The 20,961-nt window shown below is 63.5% G+C and carries 20 protein-coding genes and 1 riboswitch; of the genes, 14 read left to right on the top strand and 6 right to left on the bottom strand.

Annotation, left to right across the window (positions count from 1 at the left end):
- Nucleotides 1-227: 227 nt before the first annotated feature.
- From GM658_RS27990 to GM658_RS27975, 4 genes are all read right to left on the bottom strand, one after another.
- Complete coding sequence (locus GM658_RS27990) at nucleotides 228-953, bottom strand: phosphatase PAP2 family protein (RefSeq protein ID WP_155457398.1); 726 nt, start codon at nucleotides 951-953, stop codon at nucleotides 228-230.
- Nucleotides 943-2,568 carry a phosphoethanolamine transferase gene (locus GM658_RS27985; RefSeq protein WP_155457397.1) on the bottom strand — a complete coding sequence of 542 codons (1,626 nt, stop codon included), beginning with the start codon at nucleotides 2,566-2,568 and terminating at the stop codon, nucleotides 943-945. Before GM658_RS27985 ends, GM658_RS27990 begins: the two co-directional genes overlap by 11 nt.
- Before the next feature lie 71 nt (nucleotides 2,569-2,639).
- Nucleotides 2,640-3,869, bottom strand: a complete 1,230-nt coding sequence (locus tag GM658_RS27980) for a sensor histidine kinase (RefSeq protein ID WP_155457396.1) — start codon at nucleotides 3,867-3,869, stop codon at nucleotides 2,640-2,642.
- The gene (locus GM658_RS27975; protein WP_155457395.1) at nucleotides 3,856-4,545 is read right to left on the bottom strand and encodes a response regulator transcription factor; all 690 of its coding nucleotides are present in this window, start codon (nucleotides 4,543-4,545) and stop codon (nucleotides 3,856-3,858) included. The genes GM658_RS27980 and GM658_RS27975 overlap by 14 nt, the downstream gene beginning before the upstream one ends.
- A 20-nt stretch (nucleotides 4,546-4,565) precedes the next feature.
- Between GM658_RS27975 and cobT the strand changes: the two genes are divergently transcribed.
- From cobT to GM658_RS27910, 13 genes are all read left to right on the top strand, one after another.
- The gene (gene cobT, locus GM658_RS27970) at nucleotides 4,566-5,600 is read left to right on the top strand and encodes a nicotinate-nucleotide--dimethylbenzimidazole phosphoribosyltransferase (protein ID WP_155457394.1); all 1,035 of its coding nucleotides are present in this window, start codon (nucleotides 4,566-4,568) and stop codon (nucleotides 5,598-5,600) included.
- A 6-nt stretch (nucleotides 5,601-5,606) separates the two neighbouring features.
- Nucleotides 5,607-6,374 carry an adenosylcobinamide-GDP ribazoletransferase gene (locus GM658_RS27965; RefSeq protein ID WP_155457393.1) on the top strand — a complete coding sequence of 256 codons (768 nt, stop codon included), beginning with the start codon at nucleotides 5,607-5,609 and terminating at the stop codon, nucleotides 6,372-6,374.
- A complete protein-coding gene (locus tag GM658_RS27960) occupies nucleotides 6,365-6,904 on the top strand; it encodes a histidine phosphatase family protein (RefSeq protein WP_170299026.1) in 540 nt (179 codons plus the stop codon). Before GM658_RS27965 ends, GM658_RS27960 begins: the two co-directional genes overlap by 10 nt.
- Nucleotides 6,899-7,119, top strand: a riboswitch (cobalamin riboswitch). Its footprint overlaps the gene before it by 6 nt.
- Before the next feature lie 69 nt (nucleotides 7,120-7,188).
- Entirely contained in the window at nucleotides 7,189-9,027 is a 1,839-nt protein-coding gene (locus GM658_RS27955) for a TonB-dependent receptor domain-containing protein (protein WP_155457392.1), read from the top strand.
- A gap of 19 nt (nucleotides 9,028-9,046) precedes the next feature.
- Nucleotides 9,047-10,069, top strand: a complete 1,023-nt coding sequence (locus GM658_RS27950) for a FecCD family ABC transporter permease (RefSeq protein WP_155457391.1) — start codon at nucleotides 9,047-9,049, stop codon at nucleotides 10,067-10,069.
- 1 nt (nucleotide 10,070) lies between these two features.
- Nucleotides 10,071-10,844 carry an ABC transporter ATP-binding protein gene (locus tag GM658_RS27945; RefSeq protein WP_155457390.1) on the top strand — a complete coding sequence of 258 codons (774 nt, stop codon included), beginning with the start codon at nucleotides 10,071-10,073 and terminating at the stop codon, nucleotides 10,842-10,844.
- On the top strand, nucleotides 10,841-11,443 hold the full coding sequence (gene cobO / locus GM658_RS27940) for a cob(I)yrinic acid a,c-diamide adenosyltransferase (RefSeq protein WP_155457389.1): 603 nt from the start codon (nucleotides 10,841-10,843) through the stop codon (nucleotides 11,441-11,443). The genes GM658_RS27945 and cobO overlap by 4 nt, the downstream gene beginning before the upstream one ends.
- Nucleotides 11,437-12,732, top strand: coding sequence for a cobyrinic acid a,c-diamide synthase CobB (locus GM658_RS27935; RefSeq protein WP_155457388.1), 1,296 nt, complete (start codon nucleotides 11,437-11,439; stop codon nucleotides 12,730-12,732). The genes cobO and GM658_RS27935 overlap by 7 nt, the downstream gene beginning before the upstream one ends.
- Nucleotides 12,729-13,280 (top strand): bifunctional adenosylcobinamide kinase/adenosylcobinamide-phosphate guanylyltransferase, encoded by a 552-nt coding sequence (gene cobU / locus GM658_RS27930; RefSeq protein ID WP_155457387.1) that lies wholly within the window; start codon nucleotides 12,729-12,731, stop codon nucleotides 13,278-13,280. The genes GM658_RS27935 and cobU overlap by 4 nt, the downstream gene beginning before the upstream one ends.
- Entirely contained in the window at nucleotides 13,280-14,242 is a 963-nt protein-coding gene (gene cbiB, locus GM658_RS27925; protein WP_155457400.1) for an adenosylcobinamide-phosphate synthase CbiB, read from the top strand. Before cobU ends, cbiB begins: the two co-directional genes overlap by 1 nt.
- Nucleotides 14,235-15,215 carry a threonine-phosphate decarboxylase CobD gene (cobD, locus tag GM658_RS27920; RefSeq protein ID WP_155457386.1) on the top strand — a complete coding sequence of 327 codons (981 nt, stop codon included), beginning with the start codon at nucleotides 14,235-14,237 and terminating at the stop codon, nucleotides 15,213-15,215. Before cbiB ends, cobD begins: the two co-directional genes overlap by 8 nt.
- A complete protein-coding gene (locus GM658_RS27915) occupies nucleotides 15,212-16,090 on the top strand; it encodes a cobalamin-binding protein (RefSeq protein WP_155457385.1) in 879 nt (292 codons plus the stop codon). Before cobD ends, GM658_RS27915 begins: the two co-directional genes overlap by 4 nt.
- Complete coding sequence (locus GM658_RS27910) at nucleotides 16,087-17,523, top strand: cobyric acid synthase (protein ID WP_155457384.1); 1,437 nt, start codon at nucleotides 16,087-16,089, stop codon at nucleotides 17,521-17,523. Before GM658_RS27915 ends, GM658_RS27910 begins: the two co-directional genes overlap by 4 nt.
- 2 nt (nucleotides 17,524-17,525) lie before the next feature.
- On the opposite strand, the gene GM658_RS27905 is transcribed toward GM658_RS27910, so the two are convergent.
- Nucleotides 17,526-18,908 (bottom strand): DUF1501 domain-containing protein, encoded by a 1,383-nt coding sequence (locus tag GM658_RS27905; protein ID WP_155457383.1) that lies wholly within the window; start codon nucleotides 18,906-18,908, stop codon nucleotides 17,526-17,528.
- Nucleotides 18,909-18,918: 10 nt separating this feature from the next.
- Nucleotides 18,919-20,559: a DUF1800 domain-containing protein gene (locus GM658_RS27900; RefSeq protein WP_229417106.1), complete on the bottom strand. Its 1,641-nt coding sequence runs from the start codon at nucleotides 20,557-20,559 to the stop codon at nucleotides 18,919-18,921.
- Between the two features lie 66 nt (nucleotides 20,560-20,625).
- On the opposite strand from GM658_RS27900, the gene GM658_RS27895 reads away from it, so the two are divergent.
- The gene (locus GM658_RS27895; protein ID WP_155457382.1) at nucleotides 20,626-20,772 is read left to right on the top strand and encodes a hypothetical protein; all 147 of its coding nucleotides are present in this window, start codon (nucleotides 20,626-20,628) and stop codon (nucleotides 20,770-20,772) included.
- The last annotated feature ends 189 nt before the right edge of the window (nucleotides 20,773-20,961 follow it).

Genomic DNA, 20,961 nt, shown 5'->3' with positions numbered 1-20,961 from the left:
TTTCGAGATTACGTTTAATATATTTTGTGCGAGCGTTATAACGTATATTTTGAGCATCAGGCCCGAAGGCCTGGGCATATCGTCAAACGCCCACACTTATCGACTGTTGATTTTTAAAGATCGCTGCCTTGTTTGTTCGACGAAGCGTTGTGTTCGTCAGCAGCAGAGAAGCGAGATTATGCGGTACAGCGTGCAACTCGTCAACCCCTTCTTTTTTCTCGCTGCGCTTACCGTTTTGACAGTGTTGCGTTGCGAGGGACAGAACTATAACCAAACAACTGGCGTTTTGCAAGTACATAGTTAGCCAAGACAATGACGCATGCGATCCAGGCCGACCAAAGCGTGTGCGTGAGGAAGTGCGCGCCGCGCAATTGCTGCACGAAGCCGACGCTCAGGGCGAAAGCCATTGTCAATGTGGCGACACCAAAAGCCTTGCGTGGCTGACCCGGCATCCAGAATGCTGCCAAGGCAATCAGCCAAAGGGCGCTGGACGCGTGACCGCCAGGTAAACAATGTCCCGAGCTGATACCCGACGGCATCAGCTCGAGCAAGCGTATATATGGCGCGTCTCCGCCGTAGCGGGCGACATCCCATGGGCAATGGGATGTGCTGCCGCGTTTCAGGAGGCTGATTATCAGCGGCACGCTAACGGCGGACAGGCCAAGCACGCGCACACCGAGCCGGCGCGACGGCGCCCAATTCAAGTGCGGGCGCCACGCATCCCAGACTGCCACGCCAACCGCAGCACAGGCCAGGCATGTCAGCACGACTTTCAGGATCTCGTGGTTGAACTTCTCCGCGAACCAGGCGTGCTGCAAAGGGAAAACGCCGCGCGCACGGTCGAAGGACATATCGGCCAGATGCAGGTCGATATCCGTAAACTGGCCAATCCAAAGGATCAGCGCGGCCGACGCAGCCAGCGCCAGCAAACACCAGCCTGTTTTACGAGTCATGGATGCAGGCCTGGAACAAGTCGAGCTTAGGGTTGTACACGGCCGTATTCACATTCAGCATACCGAGCGTGGAATGGAATACGTTATCGTGGGAGAACTGCTGGCTGCTGCGCGCAGCCAGGCAGCTGCGGTCAACGTGGAAGCGCTTGCTGAAGCTGTCGGACATCCACAGCATCATCGGCACCTTGCGCTGCTCTTCCGGCGCGAAGATATAAGGCGCACCGTGCAGGTACATATTCTTCTCGCCCAGCGATTCGCCATGGTCGGAGAAGTACAGCATGGAGGCCGGCACGCCAGCATCTTTCAAGACCTTGATCGTCTTGTCCAGGAAGTAGTCGGTATACAGGATCGTGTTGTCGTAGGCCGCCGTGATCGCATCGCTGCTGCACTTCTCCAGCTCATTGGTCTCGCACACCGGGCCAAATTTCTTGAATTCCGGCGGGTAGCGCTTCCAGTATGCCGGGCCATGGCTGCCCTTCTGGTGCAGCACGATGACCAGGTCCTTGTCGGCATTGCGGATCATTTCCGGCAGGCCTTCGAGCAAGTGCTCATCGAAGCACTCTTCGGTATTGCACAGCGGGTTGCCGGCAACAGGCTTGGACATATCCTCGAAACGCACGCGGTCGCACACGCCCTTGCAGCCCGAATTGTTATCGCGCCAGATCACCTCCAGGCCGGCGTGCTGCAGTACGTCCAACAATCCCTGCTTGCTGCGCGCCTTGTCTTCCGAATAGCCATCGCGGGTCAGGTCGGAGAAGACGCAGGGAACCGAAATCGCCGTCGCCGTCCCGCAGGAGCTGACGTTGCTGAAATTGATCAGGGAACGCTCCTGCGACAGGCGCGGGTTCGTTTCGCGCCCATAACCGTTGAGCGAGAAGTTCATGGCGCGCGCGGTCTCGCCGACTACGATGATGGTCACGGTGTGCTGCTTGTCGCCAGCGGCGGCCCACAAGCTGCCCTTGGCGGCATCGGTGCCAAGGGGCGCTACCACGGTCGGCGTGGCCCACTTCTGTTTCAGGTAGCCATTAGTCGCCTGAAAGACGTTGGTCGGCGTCAGCATGAAGCGCAGTTCGCGGTGCTCGCGTACCGCTGGCGCCAGGGTCTTGAACAGCAGGAACAGCAAACCGGTGGCAAGCAGCAGCGAACCAGCCACCAGGCCGATGTTCACCAGGACTTCGCGCTGCAGCGAACCATAGCGAACCGGCAGCCGCCAGACCAGCCAGGACGGCAGGACGCCAAACAGCAATACCGATTGCACGAGCTTCCAGCTGAACAGCTCACCTGCCTCGCGCACGTCGGTCTCCACCACGTTCTGCACCATCGACGAATCGATCACGATGCCGTATTGGGACATGAAGTAGGCGGTCATCGACGACAGCAGCAGCAGCGCGATAAATATCGGCTTGAAGATGTGGCGATAATTAACCAGCGCCAGCACGCCACTGAATATCAGCATCAGCAGCAAGGCGGAGCCAAAATAGACGGGTAAATTGGATGCACTGAAGCCGCCAGTGGCGGCCATGAAGCTTTTCCAAAAACTGATGTTGTAGATCAGGACCAGGAAGGAAGCAGCTGCGTGCGGGAGGAAAGCGGAGCGAATTTGAGGCAGTTTCATCCCAGCACGATAGCTAGATGCAAGTAAAGAAGGTGTGAAGCTCGCGTTAAGATTGTGTTAAATCGGGAGCATCAATCCGGAAACATGACGTCAAATCGGGTCCCGCCGCCCTCGCGTTGTTTCACATGCAACTCGGCCCCCAGGTTGGCGCAGATGCGTTGCACGAGTCCCAGTCCGAGTCCGCTGCCGGATGAGGCGCCATCCCCGTCGGGCATCGGCTCGCCGAGCAAACGGGCCAGGGCGGCGGGTGGCAGGCCTGGGCCGGTGTCTTCGACAATGATCGAATGCTGTTCCAGGCGCAGGACCACCTCGCCTTGTTCCGTGTAGGCGCAGGCATTGCGCAGCAGGTTGCCGATAGCCGCCTGCAGCAGCTCACGCGGACCGTGCACAGTGAAATCCGTGCCGCCTAGATAGCGCAGGACGACCGGTTTCCCTGCCACCTGCGGCTGGCAGCGCGCGATTTCATATTGCGCCAGTTCGGCAGCCGACTGCTCGGGCGTGTCCTGCCGCTGTGGGGAGCGCGCCAAGCGCAGCAGCACGCTGGCCACCTCATTCGCCTCGCGCGCAGCACGGTAGATTCGTTCGGACGGAGCGTGCAGCGCGGCTTCGCCCTCGGTCTGCGCCATCAGCAGTTCGGCCGCCCCGCTGATTACGGTCAGTGGAGTGCGCAACTCATGGCTTACGTCGCCAGTAAAGAAGCGCTCACGATCGAGAAATTGCTTGAGTTCCGCCGTACGCCCCGCGAAGGCCCTGGCCAGGGTGCCCAGTTCGTCGTTGCGCTCCAGGCAGGGCAAGGCGTCTTCGCGCGCTTCCACCGCCCGCGACAGCGAGGTAATCGGGTTGACGATCCGGTTAGCCAGGAAACGCGCCAGTATCAGCGAGCAGCCGACAAAGGCAAAGAAGCCGGCAGCGAACATCGAGTAGACCACGATTTCGATCTTGTCGTATTCGCTGTCATGGTCGACCACCACGTAATCGCCCTTGTCGTCGTGGCCTGAATAAACGTGCAGTGTCGTTCCGTCCACCTTGATGTCGACCACCCCGGGCGGCAGCCCGCGCAATGAACTCGGAATGTCGGCGCCATAATGGAAGGTCAGGCCGGCCGGCATCTGCACCGGCATGCCGCCAGCATGGCGCGGCGCCGCCCATTCGGCAACGTCGCGCAAGCGCTCATCGACCAGCCTTCCTTCGATCCCCTCCACCGCTATCGCGGCAATGACGGAAAAGACCGCTGAAACCACCACCGCGAACGTCGTGTACGCGACGATGATGCGGCGGCGAAGGGAGTCAGCTTTCATCATCGGAGTTCACCAGCTTGTAGCCGATCCCCGGAATGGTGCGCAGCATGGCAAATGGATAGGGCTTATCGAGCGCCTGGCGCAGTGCATGGATATGCGTGCGCAGCGCATCGCTATCCGGGGGTTCGTCGCCCCACACGTCATGTTCCAGCGTATCGCGTGTGACGATGTGCGGCGCATCCCGCATCAGGCTTTTGAGGATGGTGTAGCCGGTACGGGTCAGGGTCACTGGGCGGCCGGCGCGGCGCGCTTCATAGTTGACGGTATCGAAGGTGAGATCACCAAATTGCAGGACCGGGGCCTTGGCCTGGACGCCGCGGGCCCGCCGTATCAGGGCGCGCAGGCGGATCTCCAGCTCCACCAGCGAAAACGGCTTGACCAGGTAGTCGTCGGCGCCGCTTTCGAAGCCGGCCACCTTGTCCTCCAGCGTGTCGCGCGCGGTCAGCATCAGCACCGGGGTGGACTTTCCCAGTTCCCCGCGCAGCTTGCGGCACAGTTCCAGTCCGTTCAGGCCGGGCAGCATCACATCCAGGACCACGGCGTCGTATTCATGCTCGGTGGCCAGCGCCAGCCCGCCGTAGCCGTTGGCAGCGGTATCCAGCACATAGCCCTTGGGCTCGAGAAAGCCGAACAGGTTGGCGACAATGTCCTTATTGTCTTCAATGATAAGTATCCGCATACGGGCATTATAATTCCGCGATGACTATCCCACACATCTCCCCCGTCAAGGACGAATCGCTCGCGGCCCAGCTGGACCGTGCCATCAACAACAAGACCAAGCCGCTGGGCAGCCTTGGCGCCCTGGAGGCGCTGGCGCACAAGATCGGCATGATCCAGAAGACGGCCAGGCCGGAAGTGCGCGAGCCTGCCGTCCTGGTATTCGCAGCTGACCATGGTGTTGTGGCCGAAGGCATTTCCGCCTTCCCGCAGGATGTGACCTGGCAGATGGTCGAAAATTTCCTGGCCGGTGGCGCTGCGATCAACGTCTTCGCGCGCCAGAACGGCTGCTCGCTGCAAGTGGTTGATGCGGGCGTCAAGCACGATTTCGGCCAGCGCGAGGGCCTCGTCAACCGCAAGATTGCGCCGGGAACAGCCAATTTTGCGCAGCAGCCGGCCATGTCGGTGCCGCAGTGCATGGAAGCGATCGAATGCGGCATGGACCTTGTGGCCGAGCTGCCTGGCAATGTACTGGGCTTCGGCGAGATGGGCATCGGCAATACCACGGCTGCCGCGGCGCTGATGCATCGCCTGACCGGCATTGCGGTGGCCGATTGCGTTGGTGCGGGCACCGGCCTGACGCCGGAAGGCGTGCTGCACAAGCAGCGTGTGATCGAAGCGGCGATGGCGCTGCATGCCGACGCCCAGGGCGGCCTGCAGGCGCTGGCCGCTTTCGGCGGGCTGGAAATCGCCATGATGGTTGGCGCCATGCTGAAGGCCGCCGAACGCCGCATGGTGCTGCTGATCGACGGCTTCATCGTCACCAGCGCCCTGCTGGTGGCGGCGCGCGTTCAGCCGGCGGTGCTCGAATACTGCGTATACGCGCACTGCTCCGACGAGAATGGCCACAAGCGCATGCTGGACTTCCTGGGAGGACGTCCGCTGCTGAACCTGGGCCTGCGCCTGGGCGAAGGCACCGGCGCTGCGCTGGCGGTGCCGCTGCTGCGTGCCGCCGTCAATTTCCTGAACCAGATGGCCACTTTCGAGTCGGCCCAGGTCAGCGAGAAATCCGAGTAAGCGCCCATGCAGCAGCTGCGCCTGTTTTTCATCGCACTGCAATTCTTCACGCGGTTGCCCATTCCCCGCTGGGTAGGTTTTGAGCCGGCCTGGCTGCACCACGCTTCACGCTACTTCCCGGCTGTAGGCCTGGTAGTGGCGGCGATAGCGGGTTCCGTGTATGCCGCGGCGGCGCAGGTGCTGCCGCCGGCGGTTGCCGTGCTGCTGTCCACTGCCGCTAGCATTTACGCCACCGGCGCCTTTCACGAAGACGGCTTCGCCGACAGCTGCGACGGCCTGGGCGGCGGCCACACGCGCGAGCGGGTGCTGGAAATCATGAAGGATTCACGCATCGGCGCTTACGGCGCGATCGGCATCGGCGTGATGCTGGCGACCAAAGTCGCGGCGCTGGCCAGTTTGCCGAAACTGGCCGCACTGGGGGCGCTGCTGGCGGCACATCCGCTTTCGCGCCTGATGGCGTGTTCCCTGATCTGGCGCATGGAATATGCGCGCGCCGAAGGTAAGGCCAAGCCGCTGGCGCAGGAAATGCGCGGTGGTGAATTCGCCATCGCCGCGTTCACGGCAGTCCTCCCCGCCTCCGCAGTGGTGGCTGCCGGCTGGCTGCCAGCCTTCTCCCTGGCGGTGGGCCTGGGCTGCATGCTGCTGGCGACGGTCTGGTTCGCGCGCAAATTCCAGCAGCGCCTGGGCGGCTATACCGGCGATTGCCTGGGCGCCGTGCAGCAACTGACGGAAGCCGTGTTCTACCTCGGCGTGCTGGCCTGCCTGTGGAACTGATCCTCGTCCGCCACCCGCAACCGGAAGTGGCGGCGGGCGTCTGCTACGGCAGCAGCGATATTCCCGCGTTGGCGAGTGCTCTCGCTGACGGCCATGCATCCCTGGCCGCACAACTGGGGCCAGCGCTGGCGGCGGGCGCCCGCCTTTATTCAAGTCCGCTGCAGCGCTGCACCATGCTGGCATCCGTGCTGGGCGATTTCACACCCGACGCCCGCCTGGTGGAAATGGATTTCGGCGCTTGGGAGCTGCAGCCCTGGTCCAGCATCCCGCATGAAGAAGTGGACGCCTGGGCCGCCAACTTGCTGGACTATCGTCCCGGCGGCGGTGAAACGGTGCGCGAAGTGGCCGGCCGCGTGCAATCCTTCCTCGACCAGTTGCAACACGATGCGGTCATCGTTTGCCATGCCGGCACCATGCGGCTGATCGCCGCCATCGCCGCCGGCGAACCGCTGCAGCAGGCCGCCGCAAAGCCGAACCAGATCAAGTACTGCGAAGCCCTGCGCTTGTCCTGGTCCGCGAAGTCCGTATAATGGCGGGGTTTTGGTGCTCGCATTCGAATTCTCGAACGCAGTTAAACGGGAAACACGGCGCTGTCTTTGACAGCCAACGTGTGCTGCCCCCGCAACGGTAAGCAAGTGCCGCCTTGAATGAGCGGCAGCGACCTCACAGCCACTGTGCAAGCGCATGGGAAGGCCAGGCCGCCAGACTTGCCAGCCCGGATACCGGCCAGACCAGGTGGGAACGCGCCCTGCGCCCGTTCCTGTTCATGCCGGCTTACGGGGACGTGGGCCGGCGGCTCGTTAAGAAAGTTGTCATGATCTCTCCCGCCACCAGGCAAGCGGCTCTCGCGTCGCTGGCATTGGCCGTTGCCGCTCCTGCAGTCCAGGCGCAGGCCCAGTTTCCCGTACTGAATGCCGTCCTCGTCACCGCAACCCGCACACCGCAGCCTGCGCGCGACATCATCAGCGATTCGCTCAGCATCGGCGCGGAGGAAATCCAGCGCAGCGGCGCCGGCTCCATCACCGAACTGCTGCAGCGCCAGCGCGGCATCGAAGTCGCCCGCAATGGCGGCCCTGGCACCAACTCCAGCATCTTCCTGCGCGGTTCGAACGGCAATCAGGTGGTGGTACTGGTGGACGGCGTGCGCATTGGTTCGGCCAGCAGCGGCGCGGCGGCGTGGAATGCGATTCCCCTGGGCGCGATCGACCATATCGAAGTGGTATACGGCCCATTGAGCACGATTTACGGCGCCGACGCCATTGGCGGCGTGGTCCAGATCTTCACCAGGAAAGGAGAGGGTAGCCTGGCATTGGACGCCAGCGTGCTGGCGGGGAGTTACGGAACGCGCGCCGGTACTGCAAGCATTTCCGGGAAGGCAGGCGCCTTCAGCTATGCGCTCGGTGCAGGCAAGGAGCGCGCCGACGGCTTCTCCGCAACGCTGCCCGGCAGCGCCAGCTACAACAAGGATGATGACGGCTATGACCGCAAGCACGCCAACGGGCAGTTGTCCTGGCAGCTCGCGCCGGGCCAGGAACTGGGCGCGCTGTTCCTTCACACCGACCAGCAGGCCGATTTCGACAGCGGCGCCACCGTGCGCGCCTGGAGTACGCAAAAGATCGACACCGTCGGCCTGTACTCCCGCAATCGCCTGAACCGCGACTGGCAAATGACGACACAGGTGGCGCAATCGCGCGACAAATCGGGCAGCTTCACCTCCACCGCCAGCCAGATCGACACAACGCAGACGCAGTACAGCTGGCAGAACGACATCGCACTCGGCTCGGACAGCCTGCAGCTGCTGGCCGAACACCGCAAGGAGGAAGTGGCGTCGAATACCGCAGCGCTGGTGCGCGAGCGCAGCACCACCTCCTGGGCCGCCAGCTACAACATGAAGCGCGGCGACCACCTGCTGGCCGCCGCCGCCCGCAACGACGACAGCTCGCAATATGGCTCCCGCAGCACCGGCTCGCTGGGCTATGGCTACCGTTTTTCACCGGCGCTGCGCCTGAATGCCAGCTACGGCACCAGCTTCCGCGCCCCTACCTTCAATGAGCTGTACTACCCCGGCTACGGCCTGCCGGCGAACCGTCCGGAGCGCGGCCGCAACAGCGAGATCGGCCTGCACTACGAACAGGGCGGCACCACGCTCGGCGCCGTCGCCTACCGCAACCGCCTGAGCGACCTGCTGGTGAATACCACGCCATGTCCGGTGCCGGGCTTCCGCTTCGGCTGCGCCTACAACGTCAACCAGGCCACGCTGGAGGGAATTTCCCTGTCGGCGCGCCAGCAACTGGGCAACGCATTCACGCTGTCGGCCAGCGCCGACCTGCAAAACCCGCAAGACGACAGTGCCGGCAAACAGCTGGCGCGCCGCGCCAAACGCCACGGCAACGTGGCACTGGAATATACTGCGGGCAGCCTGAGCGCCGGCGCCGAATGGCAGCTTTCCAGCGATCGCTTCGATGATGCGGCTAACCGCAACCGCTTGGGCGGCTACGGCTTGCTGAACCTGTACGCGGCGTGGGACTTCGCCCCGTCCTGGAGCGCCACCCTGCGCTGGAACAACGTGGCCGGCAAACACTATGAACTGGCGCGCAATTACGGCACCGCCGGTTCCGCCGTGTACGCCGGCCTGCGCTATAGCTATAAATAAATGAGATAAGCTGCCCGCTATGCATCCACTTTCCGCCACGCTGCGCCTGCGCGCCGTATCCATCATCATCCTGCTGGTGCTGTTGTCCCTGGCCAGCCTGGTGGCGGCCGGCATGATCGGCTCGGTCAGCATTCCGCTGGCGGATATGCCGGGTGCTCTGCGCGAGTTCATCAGCGGGCAGCCGGCCTCCCTGCCTGGCCACTTGCTTGACCTGCGCCTGGAACGTGCCGCCACGGCGTTCGTCACCGGAGCCTCGCTGTCGCTGGCCGGCGTGATGATGCAGGCCTTGCTGCGCAACCCGTTGGCTGACCCGTATGTCCTGGGTATTTCATCCGGAGCTTCCGTCGGCGCGCTGGCGGCGCTGCTGTTCATGTGCGCCGCCTGGATGGTCGACGCCGCCTCCTTCGCCGGTGCGGTCGTGATATCGATGATGCTCTACTTACTGGCGCGCCGCGACCTGCGCGGCGGTACGGCGGCGGAGGGTGGCACCGCCCTGCTGCTGTTGACCGGTGTGATCCTTTCTTCCGCCTGCATCGCGCTGGTAACGCTGATGCTCTCGGTTGCGCCGGAAAGCCGGCTGCGCACCATGGTGTTCTGGCTGATCGGCGACCTGGCCGGTTCCCCCCTGCGCTGGCTGCCATGGCTTGTGCTGGCCGGCGGGCTGGCTTTCGCCCTGCGCGCGGCCCGGTCGCTCAATGTCATGGCCTTGCATGCAGAAGCCGCTGCAACGCTCGGCATCCACGTCAGTGCGCTGCGCAAGGGCTTGTTCTTCTGTTCGGGCCTGCTGACTGCCAGTGCCGTGACCACTGCGGGCAGCATCGGCTTCGTCGGCCTGATCGTGCCGCATGCCTGCCGCTTCGCTTTCGGCCCCGACCACCGCCTGCTGGTGCCAAGCGCCGCGCTGGCGGGCGGCGCCTACCTGGTGCTGGCCGACACGGTTGCCCGCACAGTCATCGCGCCGCAGCAGCTGCCGGCCGGCGTGGTCACCGCCCTGGTCGGAACGCCGGTCTTTCTGTACCAGTTGCACCGGCTGAGGAAATAATATGATCGCCACCCATCAACTGCGGCTTGCCATGGGCAAGCGCACCCTGGTCGAGCGGCTTGACTGGCAAGTCGAGGCAGGAGAATGCTGGAGCGTCATTGGCCGCAACGGAGCCGGCAAGAGCACCTTGCTGCGCGCCCTGGCCGGATTGCGCCAGCCGGAAGCCGGCCATGTCAGCATCGAGCGCCGCGCACTGAGCGAGTGGCCCCTGCAGGAACTGGCGCGCAAGCGCGCTTTCCTGGCACAGGCGCGCAACGACGCCTTTTCGTATTCCGTCATCGAAACCGTGCTCTCAGCACGCCATCCCTATCACGACAACCGGTATTGGGAGAACAGCGACGACCACCACGCCGCCGTTGCGGCGCTGGCCTCAATGGAAGTGGATCACCTGGCCGCACGCGACGTGCGCACCTTGTCCGGCGGCGAACGCCAGCGCGTGGCGATTGCCGCCATGCTGGCGCAGGATACGCCCTTGCTGCTGCTCGACGAGCCGGCCAATGCCCTGGACCTGGCGCACCAGGTGAGCGTGATGTCGCTGCTGGCCAGACTATGCCGCGAACAGCATAAGACAGTCGTGATGGTCGGGCATGACCTGACGCTGGCGCACAGTGTTTCTTCCCACGCCCTGCTGCTGATGGGCGATGGCCGCTGGCTCGCCGGGTCCGTCGAAGAAGTCATGCAGCCCGCCGTGTTGACCGAATACCTTGACCATCCAATCGACATCGTCCGTCACGGCGAGCGCACCATTTTCATTCCAGGGAGTTTCCCAGCATGAGCGACATCAACGAACGCCATCGCGACCGTATGGCGCGCAAAAAGGCCATCATCGACGCCAAAATCGCGGCGGCCGACAAGAATATTGGTGTCCTGATCGTCAATACCGGCAATGGAAAAGGCAAGAGCTCAAGCGGCTTCGGCATGGCCATGCGGGCCATGGGGCACGGCATGAAGGTAGGCGTGGTGCAATTCATCAAGGGCGCCATGTCGACCGGCGAAGAAATGTTCCTGCGCCGCTTTCCCGACGAATGCAGTTTCCACGCCATGGGCGAAGGCTATACCTGGGAAACCCAGAACCGCGAGCGCGATATCGAGAAGGCGCAGCAGGCCTGGGAACAGGCGCGCACCTTCCTGCGTGATCCCTCCTACGGCATGGTGGTGCTGGATGAACTGAATATCGCGCTGAAGTACCACTACCTCGACGTCCACGAAGTGATTGCCGACCTGCTTGACCGCCCGGAAATGCAGCACGCCGTGGTAACCGGCCGCGCTGCGCCGCAAGAACTGATCGATGTCGCCGATACCGTGACGGAGATGACCGTGGTGAAGCATGCCTTCAAGGCCGGCATCGCCGCGCAGCCGGGTACGGAATGGTAGCCCGCGCAGTACTGATCGCCGCAGTTGCGTCCGGCCAGGGCAAGACCACGGTCACGGCCGCCCTGGCACGCAAGCTGGTACGCACGGGCCGCCGCGTCCGTGTATTCAAATGCGGACCTGACTTCATCGACCCGATGGTGCTGGCGCGTGCTTGCGGCGCACCTGTGGAGTCGCTCGACTTGTGGATGGTGGGCGCCGAGCGTTGCCGCGCCTTGCTGGCCGAAGCGGCAGAACAGGCCGATGCCATCCTGGTCGAAGGCGTGATGGGCCTTTACGACGGTACGCCGTCCGCCGCCGACCTGTCGCGCGAGTTCGGCCTGCCGGTGCTGGCCGTGATCGATGCCGGCGCCATGGCGCAGACGGCGGGTGCGCTGGTGCATGGCTTGCGCGATTACGGCCCGGTCGACATGGCCGGCGTGGTGGCAAACCGGATTGCCAGCGCCGGGCACGCAGCCATGGTCGCCGCATCCTTGCGCGACATTCCCCTGCTTGGAACCTTGCCCAAGCAGGCCGCATCGCTGCCGGAACGCCATCTGGGCCTGGTGCTGCCGGACGAAGTCGCGGGTCTCGACGAATTGCTCGACAGCCTGGCCGACCAGCTGGCGCTCGACCTGGACGCATGGGATGCGCTGCCGGCCGCACAAATCCCCGCGCCGGCTGCCCCCGACGGCGCCGCAGGCCGGCCTCTCGCCGGAGCACGTATCGCCGTTGCACGCGACGCAGCCTTCATGTTCCTCTATCCGGCCAATTTGGCGACGCTGGAAGGGCTTGGCGCGCAGCTGGAATATTTCTCGCCCCTGGCAGACGAGCCGGTGCCGCATACGGCGACCGCAGTCTACCTGCCGGGCGGCTATCCTGAACTGCATGCCGCAGCCTTGTCCGCCGGCCAGCGCTGGCAAGCATCGCTGCGCCGCGCACACGCCGATGGCATACCCATCGTGGCGGAATGCGGCGGCATGATGGCGCTTGCAGAATCACTGCAGGACAAGGAAGGCCAGGAATGGCCCATGGCCGGCCTGCTGCCCGGCAAAGTCGTCATGCAGACACGCCTGGCCGGGCTGGGAGCGCAGGCCATGCCGACGGCCCACGGCCCGCTGCGGGGACACACCTTCCATTACTCACGGCTCGAGACCGTCCAGCCAGCGGCAGCTGTCACGCAAAAGCACCCCAGCGGCGGCGCAGGCGAAAACCTGTACTGCCTGGGATCGCTGCAAGCTTCCTACTTCCACGGCTATTTCCCGTCCAATCCCGCCGCCGTCGCGGCCATGTTCTCGCGGAGCGCAGCATGATACGCACACTCTTCCTCGGCGGCGCACGTTCCGGCAAAAGCGCCCATGCCGAGCGGCTTGCCGCAGCATCCGGCAAGGAAGTGGTCTATATCGCGACCGGTGCCGCGGGAGATGCGGAAATGGCGGCGCGCATTGCCCATCACCGCAGCCAGCGTCCATCGCACTGGCGCACCGTGGAGGAACCCATGGCGCTTGCCGCCGCATTGGCTGAATGGCGTTCGCCGCAGCGCGCGGTGCTGGTGGACTGCCTGACCCTGTGGCTTTGCAACCTGCTGTTCAGTGACGGCAAGGAATATCCCGATATCGGCGCCATCGAGTTGCCCGACCGATTCCAACAGGAGCGCGCCGCTTTCCTGGCCGAACTTGCCGTCGACCGCGGTGACGTCACGCTGGTGTCGAACGAAGTAGGCATGGGAATCGTTCCATGGGGCGCCGTCTCGCGCTGCTATGCTGACGAAGCCGGCCGCCTGAACCAAGCCGTCGCCGCCGCCTGCGAACGCGTCGTTTTCATCGCGGCAGGCTTGCCGCTGGTGTTGAAAGGCGCGTGATGCTCTCGAGCCTCGACTGGAGCGCTTTGGCCGCTGCCCTGCTGGCCGGCGTGCTGCTCGATGCGCTGCTGGGGGAAGTGTCGCGCCTCCACCCGCTGGTCGGCTTCGGCCGCCTGTCCAACGCGATCGAAGCCCGATTGAACCAAAGCGCAGCGGGCCCGATGCGCTTTGCGCGCGGCTTGCTGGCGTGGGCGCTGGCCGTGCTGCCGCCCGTCGTGCTGACGGCGTGGGTCCTCACCCGGTCCATGCCCCCTGCGGCGCAAATCGCCCTGCACGCGATTCTTCTCTATTTCTGCATCGGCTTGCGCAGCCTGCGCGACCACATGCTGCCTATCGGCCATGCACTTCTTGCCGGCGACCTTGCGGCCGCGCGCGCCCTGACAGCGCGCATCGTCAGCCGCGATACACAGCACGCCTCCGAATCCGATCTCGCCAAAGCAGCCACGGAATCGATGCTTGAAAACGGCAATGACGCCGTATTCGGCACCCTGTTCTGGTTCGCCGTCGCAGGCGGGCCGGGCGCCCTACTGTTCCGGCTCGCCAATACACTGGACGCCATGTGGGGCTACCGCAGCGAACGATTCAACCTGTTCGGACGCAGTGCCGCGCGCATCGACGACGCCCTCAATTTTCTTCCCGCGCGCCTGACCGCGATCAGCTACGCCCTGCTGGCGCCCGGCGCGGCCGGAACACGCCGCGCCCTGGCCTGCTGGCGCCAGCAGGCCCCGGCCTGGGACAGCCCCAACGCCGGCCCGGTCATGTCGAGCGGCGCCGGCGCGCTCGGACTGCAGCTGGGCGGAGCCGCCAGCTACGGCGGCGAGATCGAACTGCGTCCACCGCTTGGCACCGGATCCCCGGCACTGGCGGCCGACATCCCACGCGCGTGGCGCCTGGTCCGCAATACCACCTGGTTATGGCTGGCCGCAATGGTGGCCATCGCCTACGGAGCACACCATGCTTGAACACGGCGGCAAACTGCGCGAAGCCGCGCAACGCTACGGCCGCAACGACTGGCTCGACCTGTCCACCGGGCTCAATCCCAACGGCTATCCAGCGCTTGCCGTGGCGCCGGACGCCTGGCATCGCTTGCCGGAGCACGATCCCGCCTTGCTGGATGCCGCGCAGTGCTATTACCGTGCTCCGCGCATGCTGGCGGTCGCCGGCACACAAGCGGCAATCCAGGCACTGCCTCGACTGCGCGTCCCCTCACGCGTGGTGGTCGCAAGCCCGAGCTATGCCGAGCATCTCCACCATTGGTCGCAGCACGGCCATTGCACCAGCGCCGTGCCGTATGACGAACTGGATGCAGCCATCGACACGTCTGACGTGCTGGTCGTCTGCAATCCGAACAATCCCACCGGCGCAACCGTGCCGCGCGACACCCTGCTCGAGTGGGCGCGCAGGCTGGCGGCCCGCGGCGGCTGGCTCGTGGTCGACGAAGCGTTCGCGGATACAGACGGTGCTCACAGCGTCGCTGACGCAGCGCAGACGCCCGGGATGCTTGTGCTCCGCTCCGTCGGCAAATTTTTCGGACTGGCCGGCTTGCGCCTTGGCTTCGTCGCCGCGCAGGAAGACATCCTGACGCAGCTGGCAGACCTGCTCGGACCGTGGGCGGTCAGCGGTCCGGCACAGCAAGTTGCTCGCGCCGCACTGGAGGACGACGCCTGGCAGCAGGCAACGCTGGCGCGCCTGCATTCGGCCGGCAAGCGCCTGCGCGCCTTGCTGGCTGACCACGGCATTGCCAGCCATGGAACGGCACTGTTCCAATGGTGGCCTGAGCCCCATGCCGAAGCCTTCCACGAGCACATGGCGCAGCGTGGCATCTGGGTGCGCCTGTTCCGTGAAGCGGCGCGCGGCATCCGCCTGGGCCTGCCGCCCGACGAAGCGGGCTGGCAACGTCTCGAACTCGCATTGAACGAATGGACCGATCGATGAAGAAATACCTGCTGATTCCTGCCCTGTGCGTAGTACAGATCCACGCGCACGCCGCCATCACCGTCAATGACGACGATGGCAAACCTGTCACCCTGCAAAAGCCTGCGCAGCGCGTCATTTCCCTCGCGCCGCACGTCACCGAATTGCTGTTCGCAGCCGGCGGCGGCGAGAAAGTCGTCGGCGCGGTGAACTACAGCGATTACCCGGAAGCGGCAAAGCAGGTCCCGCGTGTTGGCGACAACCGCCAGGTCGACATGGAGCGCATACTGGCCATGAAGCCGGACTTGCTGGTGATCTGGCGCCACGGCACATCCGAAAGGCAAATCGAACAATTGCGCCAGCTCGGCATCCCGATGTTCCACAGCGAACCCAAAAAGCTCGACCAGATCGCCGACAACCTGGAAAAAATCGGCAAGCTGCTGGGCACCGAGACTGCCGCCAACGCCGCGGCACGGGACCTGCGCCAGAAGCTGGCCGCGCTGCGCACGCAATATTCGACGCACTCGCCGGTCCGTACTTTCTACCAGGTGTGGGATAAGCCCCTGTACACCCTGAACGGCGAACACATCGTCAGCGATGCGCTGAAGGTATGCGGCGGACAGAATATTTTCGCCGACCAGAAGGTGACCGCGCCGGTTGTGAGCGTGGAAGCTGTTCTGGAGGCCGATCCGGAAGCGGTCTTCGCCACCGCCGAAAAAGACTATGGAGGCGTCAATCTCTGGCGTCCTTACAAATCGCTGAAGGCGACGCGCCAGGATAATCTGTTCACCATCGATGGCAACCTGATGAACCGCGCCGGTCCGCGCATGATCGCAGGCACCACCGTGCTGTGCGAAAAACTGGAAGAAGCCCGCAAGCACCGTCCCGCAAAATGAGTTTCCCTTACCGCACCCTGATGGTCCAGGGCACCACCTCCGATGCCGGCAAAAGCACGCTTGTGGCGGCGCTGTGCCGCCTGCTCAAGCGGCGCGGCGTGCGCGTTGCCCCCTTCAAGCCGCAGAACATGGCGCTGAATAGCGCCGTCACCATCGACGGCGGCGAGATCGGGCGCGCCCAGGCGCTGCAGGCCATCGCCGCCGGCATCCCTGCGCATACCGATATGAATCCCGTGCTGCTCAAGCCAAGCAGCGACATCGGCGCCCAGGTCATCATCCACGGCAAGGTGCGCGGCGACATGAATGCGCGCGACTACCACCGCTACAAAACGGTCGCCATGGGCGCCGTCCTGGAATCGCACCAGCGTTTGCTGGCGCAATATGACACCGTGGTGGTGGAAGGCGCCGGCAGTCCAGCCGAGATCAACCTGCGCGACCGTGATATTGCCAACATGGGCTTTGCGGAAGCCGTCGACTGCCCGGTGATCCTGTGCGCGGACATCGACCGTGGCGGCGTGTTCGCCCATATCGTCGGCACCCTGTCCTGCCTGTCCGAAAGCGAGCGTGATCGCATTATTGGTTTTGTCATCAACCGATTCCGCGGCGATATCAAGCTGCTGGAACCGGGCCTTGATTGGCTGGAGGCACAAACCGGCAAGCCTGTCCTGGCCGTCGTTCCCTACCTGCACGGCCTTTATCTCGACGCCGAAGATGCGGTGCAACCGGCGCAGGACCAGCGCGGCACTTTCCGCGTGGTCGTGCCAAGCCTGCCGCGCATGAGCAACCATACCGACTTCGACGCCCTGCGCGCGCATCCTGAAGTTGACTTGCGCTTTGTGCGCAAAGGCGAAGCGATTCCAGCGGCAGACCTGATCATCCTCCCCGGCAGCAAGAACACCCGCGCCGACCTCGCGGCGTTGAAGGAAGGCGGCTGGCCACAAGCCATCGAACGCCACTTGCGCTACGGCGGCAAAGTGATCGGGATTTGCGGTGGCTTCCAGATGCTGGGCGAATGCGTATCCGATCCGCAAGGCGTAGAAGGCCATGCCGGAACAGAGCCAGGACTTCGCCTATTGCCGATGGAGACGACCCTCACGCAAGAGAAACGCCTGGAACAGGTAAGCGGAACTTGCGCCTTTGCCGATGCAGCTGTCAGCGGCTATGAAATCCACATGGGGATTTCAAGTGGCGCCGCGCTCGAGCAGCCGGCGTTCCGCATCGATGGCCGCGCCGAAGGTGCGCTCTCGGCGGATGGACAAGTCATGGGAACCTACCTGCATGGCCTGTTCGACCACCCGGAAGCCGGCCAGGCGCTGCTACGCTGGGCCGGCCTGGATACGCAGCACGCCGTAGACACCTCGGCGCTGCGGGAAGCCAGCCTGGATCGGCTGGCCGACGCCTGCCAACCCATCATCACCGCGCTGCTGCGCTGACGTCAAAGGAACCCGACGTTGCGCGTGTTGTAGTTGGCAAGGTTGGGGAGCAACGTCAGCAAGTCGCTATCCGAAGCCCCCAGCCATTTGCCCAGTGTCGCCGCGTATTGGTCCACGGAGGTGCTGGGCAGCAAACGCCCCTGTCCGACATCATCGGCGCCGTTGTTGGCAACCACCGGAGCGGTGCCATACAACTGCGCGCCTTTGACAGCATCGCCAACCACGAAATGCATGCTTCCCCAGCCATGATCGGAGCCATCGTTGTTGGCGACCAGCGTGCGGCCGAAGTCCGACGCCGTAAATGCCGTCACCTTGTCGGCAACGCCCAATTCCACCGTGGCCTGGTAGAAGGCAGACATGGCATTGGCCAGCTTGGTCAACAGCGCGGGGTGAGTCGTGGTCAGGTTATCGTGGGTATCAAAGCCCCCCATCGACACGAAGAATACCTGGCGCTTGGCGCCCAGGTTACCGCCAACCGAAATCATGCGGGCGACCATCTTCAGCTGGTCGCCCAACGAATTGGAGGCCGGGAACGGCGTATTGATCGCCGGCGCCGTGGCGAAAGCAGACGTCAAAGCAGCATTGGCATCGATCGAACGGCGGCTGATGCGGTTGTATTCGTTTTCCAGCGTGTGGCTGCGCTGCTGCGTGATCAGCGTGCGCAAGGCATCCGTGGCCGCGCTGGAACCAAACAGCGGCGACTTCAGACCATTGAATTGCATCGAACCGTTGGCGGATACCTGGTACTGCACCGCGGATTTACCCATCATGAACACCGCGTTTCCCGACACGTTCACACAAGTGAAAGTGGCGTTGCCATTGCCCGCCTCGAACAAGTCGCCAAGCCGGCCGCCCCAGCCCGACAGCGCTCCTTCAGGTGCGGACGACTGCCAGATCGATTGCTGGTCATTGTGCGAGAAAAGCTTTGGCGGCAGCGGCACGGACTTAGCCACGTATTGCGCCTTCGTCGTCGGCTGTACCAGCGGCCCCACGTTCATCATCACACCCATATGGCCCGCATTGAAGATCGGCAGCAGCGGCGCGAGTTCAGGCGCCAGCGCGTATTGACGCAGAGCTCCGGCCGAATCGGTTACCGGCGCGGTGGGCGTCAATGCGGTTGCAGTCAGCGCGTCGCGGGCATAGGCCAGAGTAGGACGGAACTGCTGGTATAGCGCGTAGTTTGCCGTGTCATATGGCACCAGCGTATTGGCATAGTCGTTGCCGCCATAGAGGAAAACGCAGACCAGGGCCTTGTAATCGGTGGCAGTTGCCGCCGCCGCCTCAGCGATCGACAGCAGGTTGATTGCCCAAGGCGCTGCCACGCCCGCCATGCCCAGGGCCGAGGCGCGCTTGAGGAAAGCGCGGCGTGATGCTTGATTCGTCATGTCGGTTTCCTCATTTCTGGACGATGAATTCGGGCGACGCCATCACAAGCGTCAGGGCGGCATAGACGCGGTTGGCCCGCGCTGCATCGCTACCTGTGGCCATGCCGGCAACGGCATTGCGGATCAGTGTGACGGAGTCAGGTCCAAGCTGGCCGGCCGCCAGGACGACGTTGATCTCATCGACCAGGGCCGGCACGTTGTCAGCCATGGGCAGCAGCGCTGCATAATCGGCCTTGACGTCGCCTACGCCTTTGCTGATCGCATTCTGCATATAGTTGACGTAACCGACTACGCTGGACTCATTCACGATCTGGAATTCCGGCGCCGCCACGCCCAGCGCGGGCGGAACGTAGCCTGGCCGGAAGAAATTGAACACGCTAGGCGAACGGAGTGGACTTTGTCCGAGCCTTGTCGACGGGTCGGTCGTATTGCCGATGGCCCAGGCATCGCTTGGCGAAGCGGCGTTATAAGCACGTGCCCAAGCCGCAAAGCGCAGGATAGGTTCGCGCACTTTGCCAAAGCTCGTCGAGGTTGCGCCAGTTGCAGAACGCGCCTCCTGGTCAAGCAAGATGGCTTTGACGACGGCCTTCAGGTCGCCCTTCACGCCCTTGCCATTATTGTTGAAGACTGCGGCAACGCGTGCCACATAGGCAGGCGCGGGATTGCTCGTCACCAGGCGCTGGATCAGCTGCCGCGAAATGAAAGGCGCAACATTCTGGTGCGCGAAGATAGCGTCAAGCGCTTTGGACAGGCATGTCGCAGCATCAGTGCCCGCCGCGATCGTCGTGCCAAGGAAGACCTTTTCGCCAGCCTCGTATTTGCTCGCCACCTGTGTCATTGGCCGCTGTTTATAGTCCGGCGTATCGGTCGTGCCGCCTGCAAGATCCTGGTCCCAGCCAGTGAACACGCGGGCAAGGCCTGAAATATCGGCCTGCGTATACGTTTCTTGCGTGGTCGCCGTACCGTCGGCATTCAGCATCACAAGGCCGATGGTGAACAACTGCAGGATCTCGCGAGCATAGTTCTCGTCCGGCATGGAGCCGGTTTTGGGATCCGCCTTTGCGTTGCGGCGATAAGTCAGGTATTCGCCCATGGAGACCGACAGCGTGATTTGCTGCAGCAGCGTGCGATAGTTCCCAAAGGCGTTCACCTCCAGGATATCCATATAGGCCGCGCCGGTGAAGGCACTCCACGAGCCAGTAAATCCATCCAGTGACGCGACCACGATTTCCGACAAAGCCAGCGTCACCCGTTGGCGCAGCGTATCTGGGGAAGAAAGCAGCTTCCGCCAAACCGCCGAATCAATACCGGCCTGGCTATTCTTGTTTCCGATGGCATTGAAGCCTTTGGATACCAGCCAATCCCAGCGCGATTGCGTGGCCGGCATGGCTATCTGTTCGTCCAGCCAAGCGCTATAGCCAATGGCCTGGACACGCGCGATGGCCTCGCGCGTCGCTCCCATCGATGCCTGCGCCAGGAAACGCGAAGCCTGGAGAGAAGAAATCGTTTCGCTCGGCTGAGAAGCCGTGGGCTCCTGCGAAGAAGTCGTCGCACCGCCGCCGCCGCCGCCACAGGCTGTCAACAGGCTGGCCGACGCCAGTAAGCCGGACACCGCCGGCATGCTTGCAGACCGTTCAATCGTGTCTTCCATAACAGCCCTTCGGAAATTTCCTGAAGGGAAGATTGTAGCGGAGCGTGATGGGAAACAGCGTCAATCGTGCGCGACAATGACGAAAATTACCCATTTAAAGAATTATTGCCTCATGAACAATTAAACGGCGTCGGCGTTGGTGTCCAGTTTTCTCGTGCGCAGCGGGCATTTCCCCTGCTGGAGATGCTGCGTGCAGCCAAGTCTGGCGGCTAGGATATTGTCTGGGGAGTTTGACGCCAAACCGGTAAACCTGCCGGATGGCCGCCCCGTCAGACCCACAGGGTCTGACACCGTCTGCGCAACCCTCTCGGCTTAATTTAAGCCTGCGTCCTGGAGACCGTAGAGGGTCAGACCCTTGGGTCTGACCCAGGTTTACCGGGTTTAGAAAAGCAAAAAGCCCGC

This window comes from Massilia eburnea (assembly GCF_009720745.1).
Classification (GTDB): Bacteria; Pseudomonadota; Gammaproteobacteria; order Burkholderiales; family Burkholderiaceae_D; genus Rugamonas; species Rugamonas eburnea.
The sequence above is the reverse complement of the archived record's forward strand: the minus strand, read 5'-3'. Positions and strand labels throughout refer to the sequence as shown.

Excerpts from the sequence above, each read along its gene's own strand:
- GM658_RS27975 (WP_155457395.1), bottom strand. The coding sequence starts at position 4,545 with ATGCGGATACTTATCATTGAAGACAATAAGGACATTGTCGCCAACCTG.
- GM658_RS27985 (WP_155457397.1), bottom strand. The coding sequence starts at position 2,568 with ATGAAACTGCCTCAAATTCGCTCCGCTTTCCTCCCGCACGCAGCTGCT.
- cobO (WP_155457389.1), top strand. The coding sequence starts at position 10,841 with ATGAGCGACATCAACGAACGCCATCGCGACCGTATGGCGCGCAAAAAG.
- cobU (WP_155457387.1), top strand. The coding sequence starts at position 12,729 with ATGATACGCACACTCTTCCTCGGCGGCGCACGTTCCGGCAAAAGCGCC.
- GM658_RS27915 (WP_155457385.1), top strand. The coding sequence starts at position 15,212 with ATGAAGAAATACCTGCTGATTCCTGCCCTGTGCGTAGTACAGATCCAC.
- cobD (WP_155457386.1), top strand. The coding sequence starts at position 14,235 with ATGCTTGAACACGGCGGCAAACTGCGCGAAGCCGCGCAACGCTACGGC.
- GM658_RS27965 (WP_155457393.1), top strand. The coding sequence starts at position 5,607 with ATGCAGCAGCTGCGCCTGTTTTTCATCGCACTGCAATTCTTCACGCGG.
- GM658_RS27910 (WP_155457384.1), top strand. The coding sequence starts at position 16,087 with ATGAGTTTCCCTTACCGCACCCTGATGGTCCAGGGCACCACCTCCGAT.
- cbiB (WP_155457400.1), top strand. The coding sequence starts at position 13,280 with ATGCTCTCGAGCCTCGACTGGAGCGCTTTGGCCGCTGCCCTGCTGGCC.
- GM658_RS27980 (WP_155457396.1), bottom strand. The coding sequence starts at position 3,869 with ATGATGAAAGCTGACTCCCTTCGCCGCCGCATCATCGTCGCGTACACG.
- GM658_RS27955 (WP_155457392.1), top strand. The coding sequence starts at position 7,189 with ATGATCTCTCCCGCCACCAGGCAAGCGGCTCTCGCGTCGCTGGCATTG.
- cobT (WP_155457394.1), top strand. The coding sequence starts at position 4,566 with ATGACTATCCCACACATCTCCCCCGTCAAGGACGAATCGCTCGCGGCC.
- GM658_RS27905 (WP_155457383.1), bottom strand. The coding sequence starts at position 18,908 with ATGACGAATCAAGCATCACGCCGCGCTTTCCTCAAGCGCGCCTCGGCC.
- GM658_RS27990 (WP_155457398.1), bottom strand. The coding sequence starts at position 953 with ATGACTCGTAAAACAGGCTGGTGTTTGCTGGCGCTGGCTGCGTCGGCC.
- GM658_RS27935 (WP_155457388.1), top strand. The coding sequence starts at position 11,437 with ATGGTAGCCCGCGCAGTACTGATCGCCGCAGTTGCGTCCGGCCAGGGC.
- GM658_RS27950 (WP_155457391.1), top strand. The coding sequence starts at position 9,047 with ATGCATCCACTTTCCGCCACGCTGCGCCTGCGCGCCGTATCCATCATC.
- GM658_RS27900 (WP_229417106.1), bottom strand. The coding sequence starts at position 20,559 with ATGGAAGACACGATTGAACGGTCTGCAAGCATGCCGGCGGTGTCCGGC.
- GM658_RS27945 (WP_155457390.1), top strand. The coding sequence starts at position 10,071 with ATGATCGCCACCCATCAACTGCGGCTTGCCATGGGCAAGCGCACCCTG.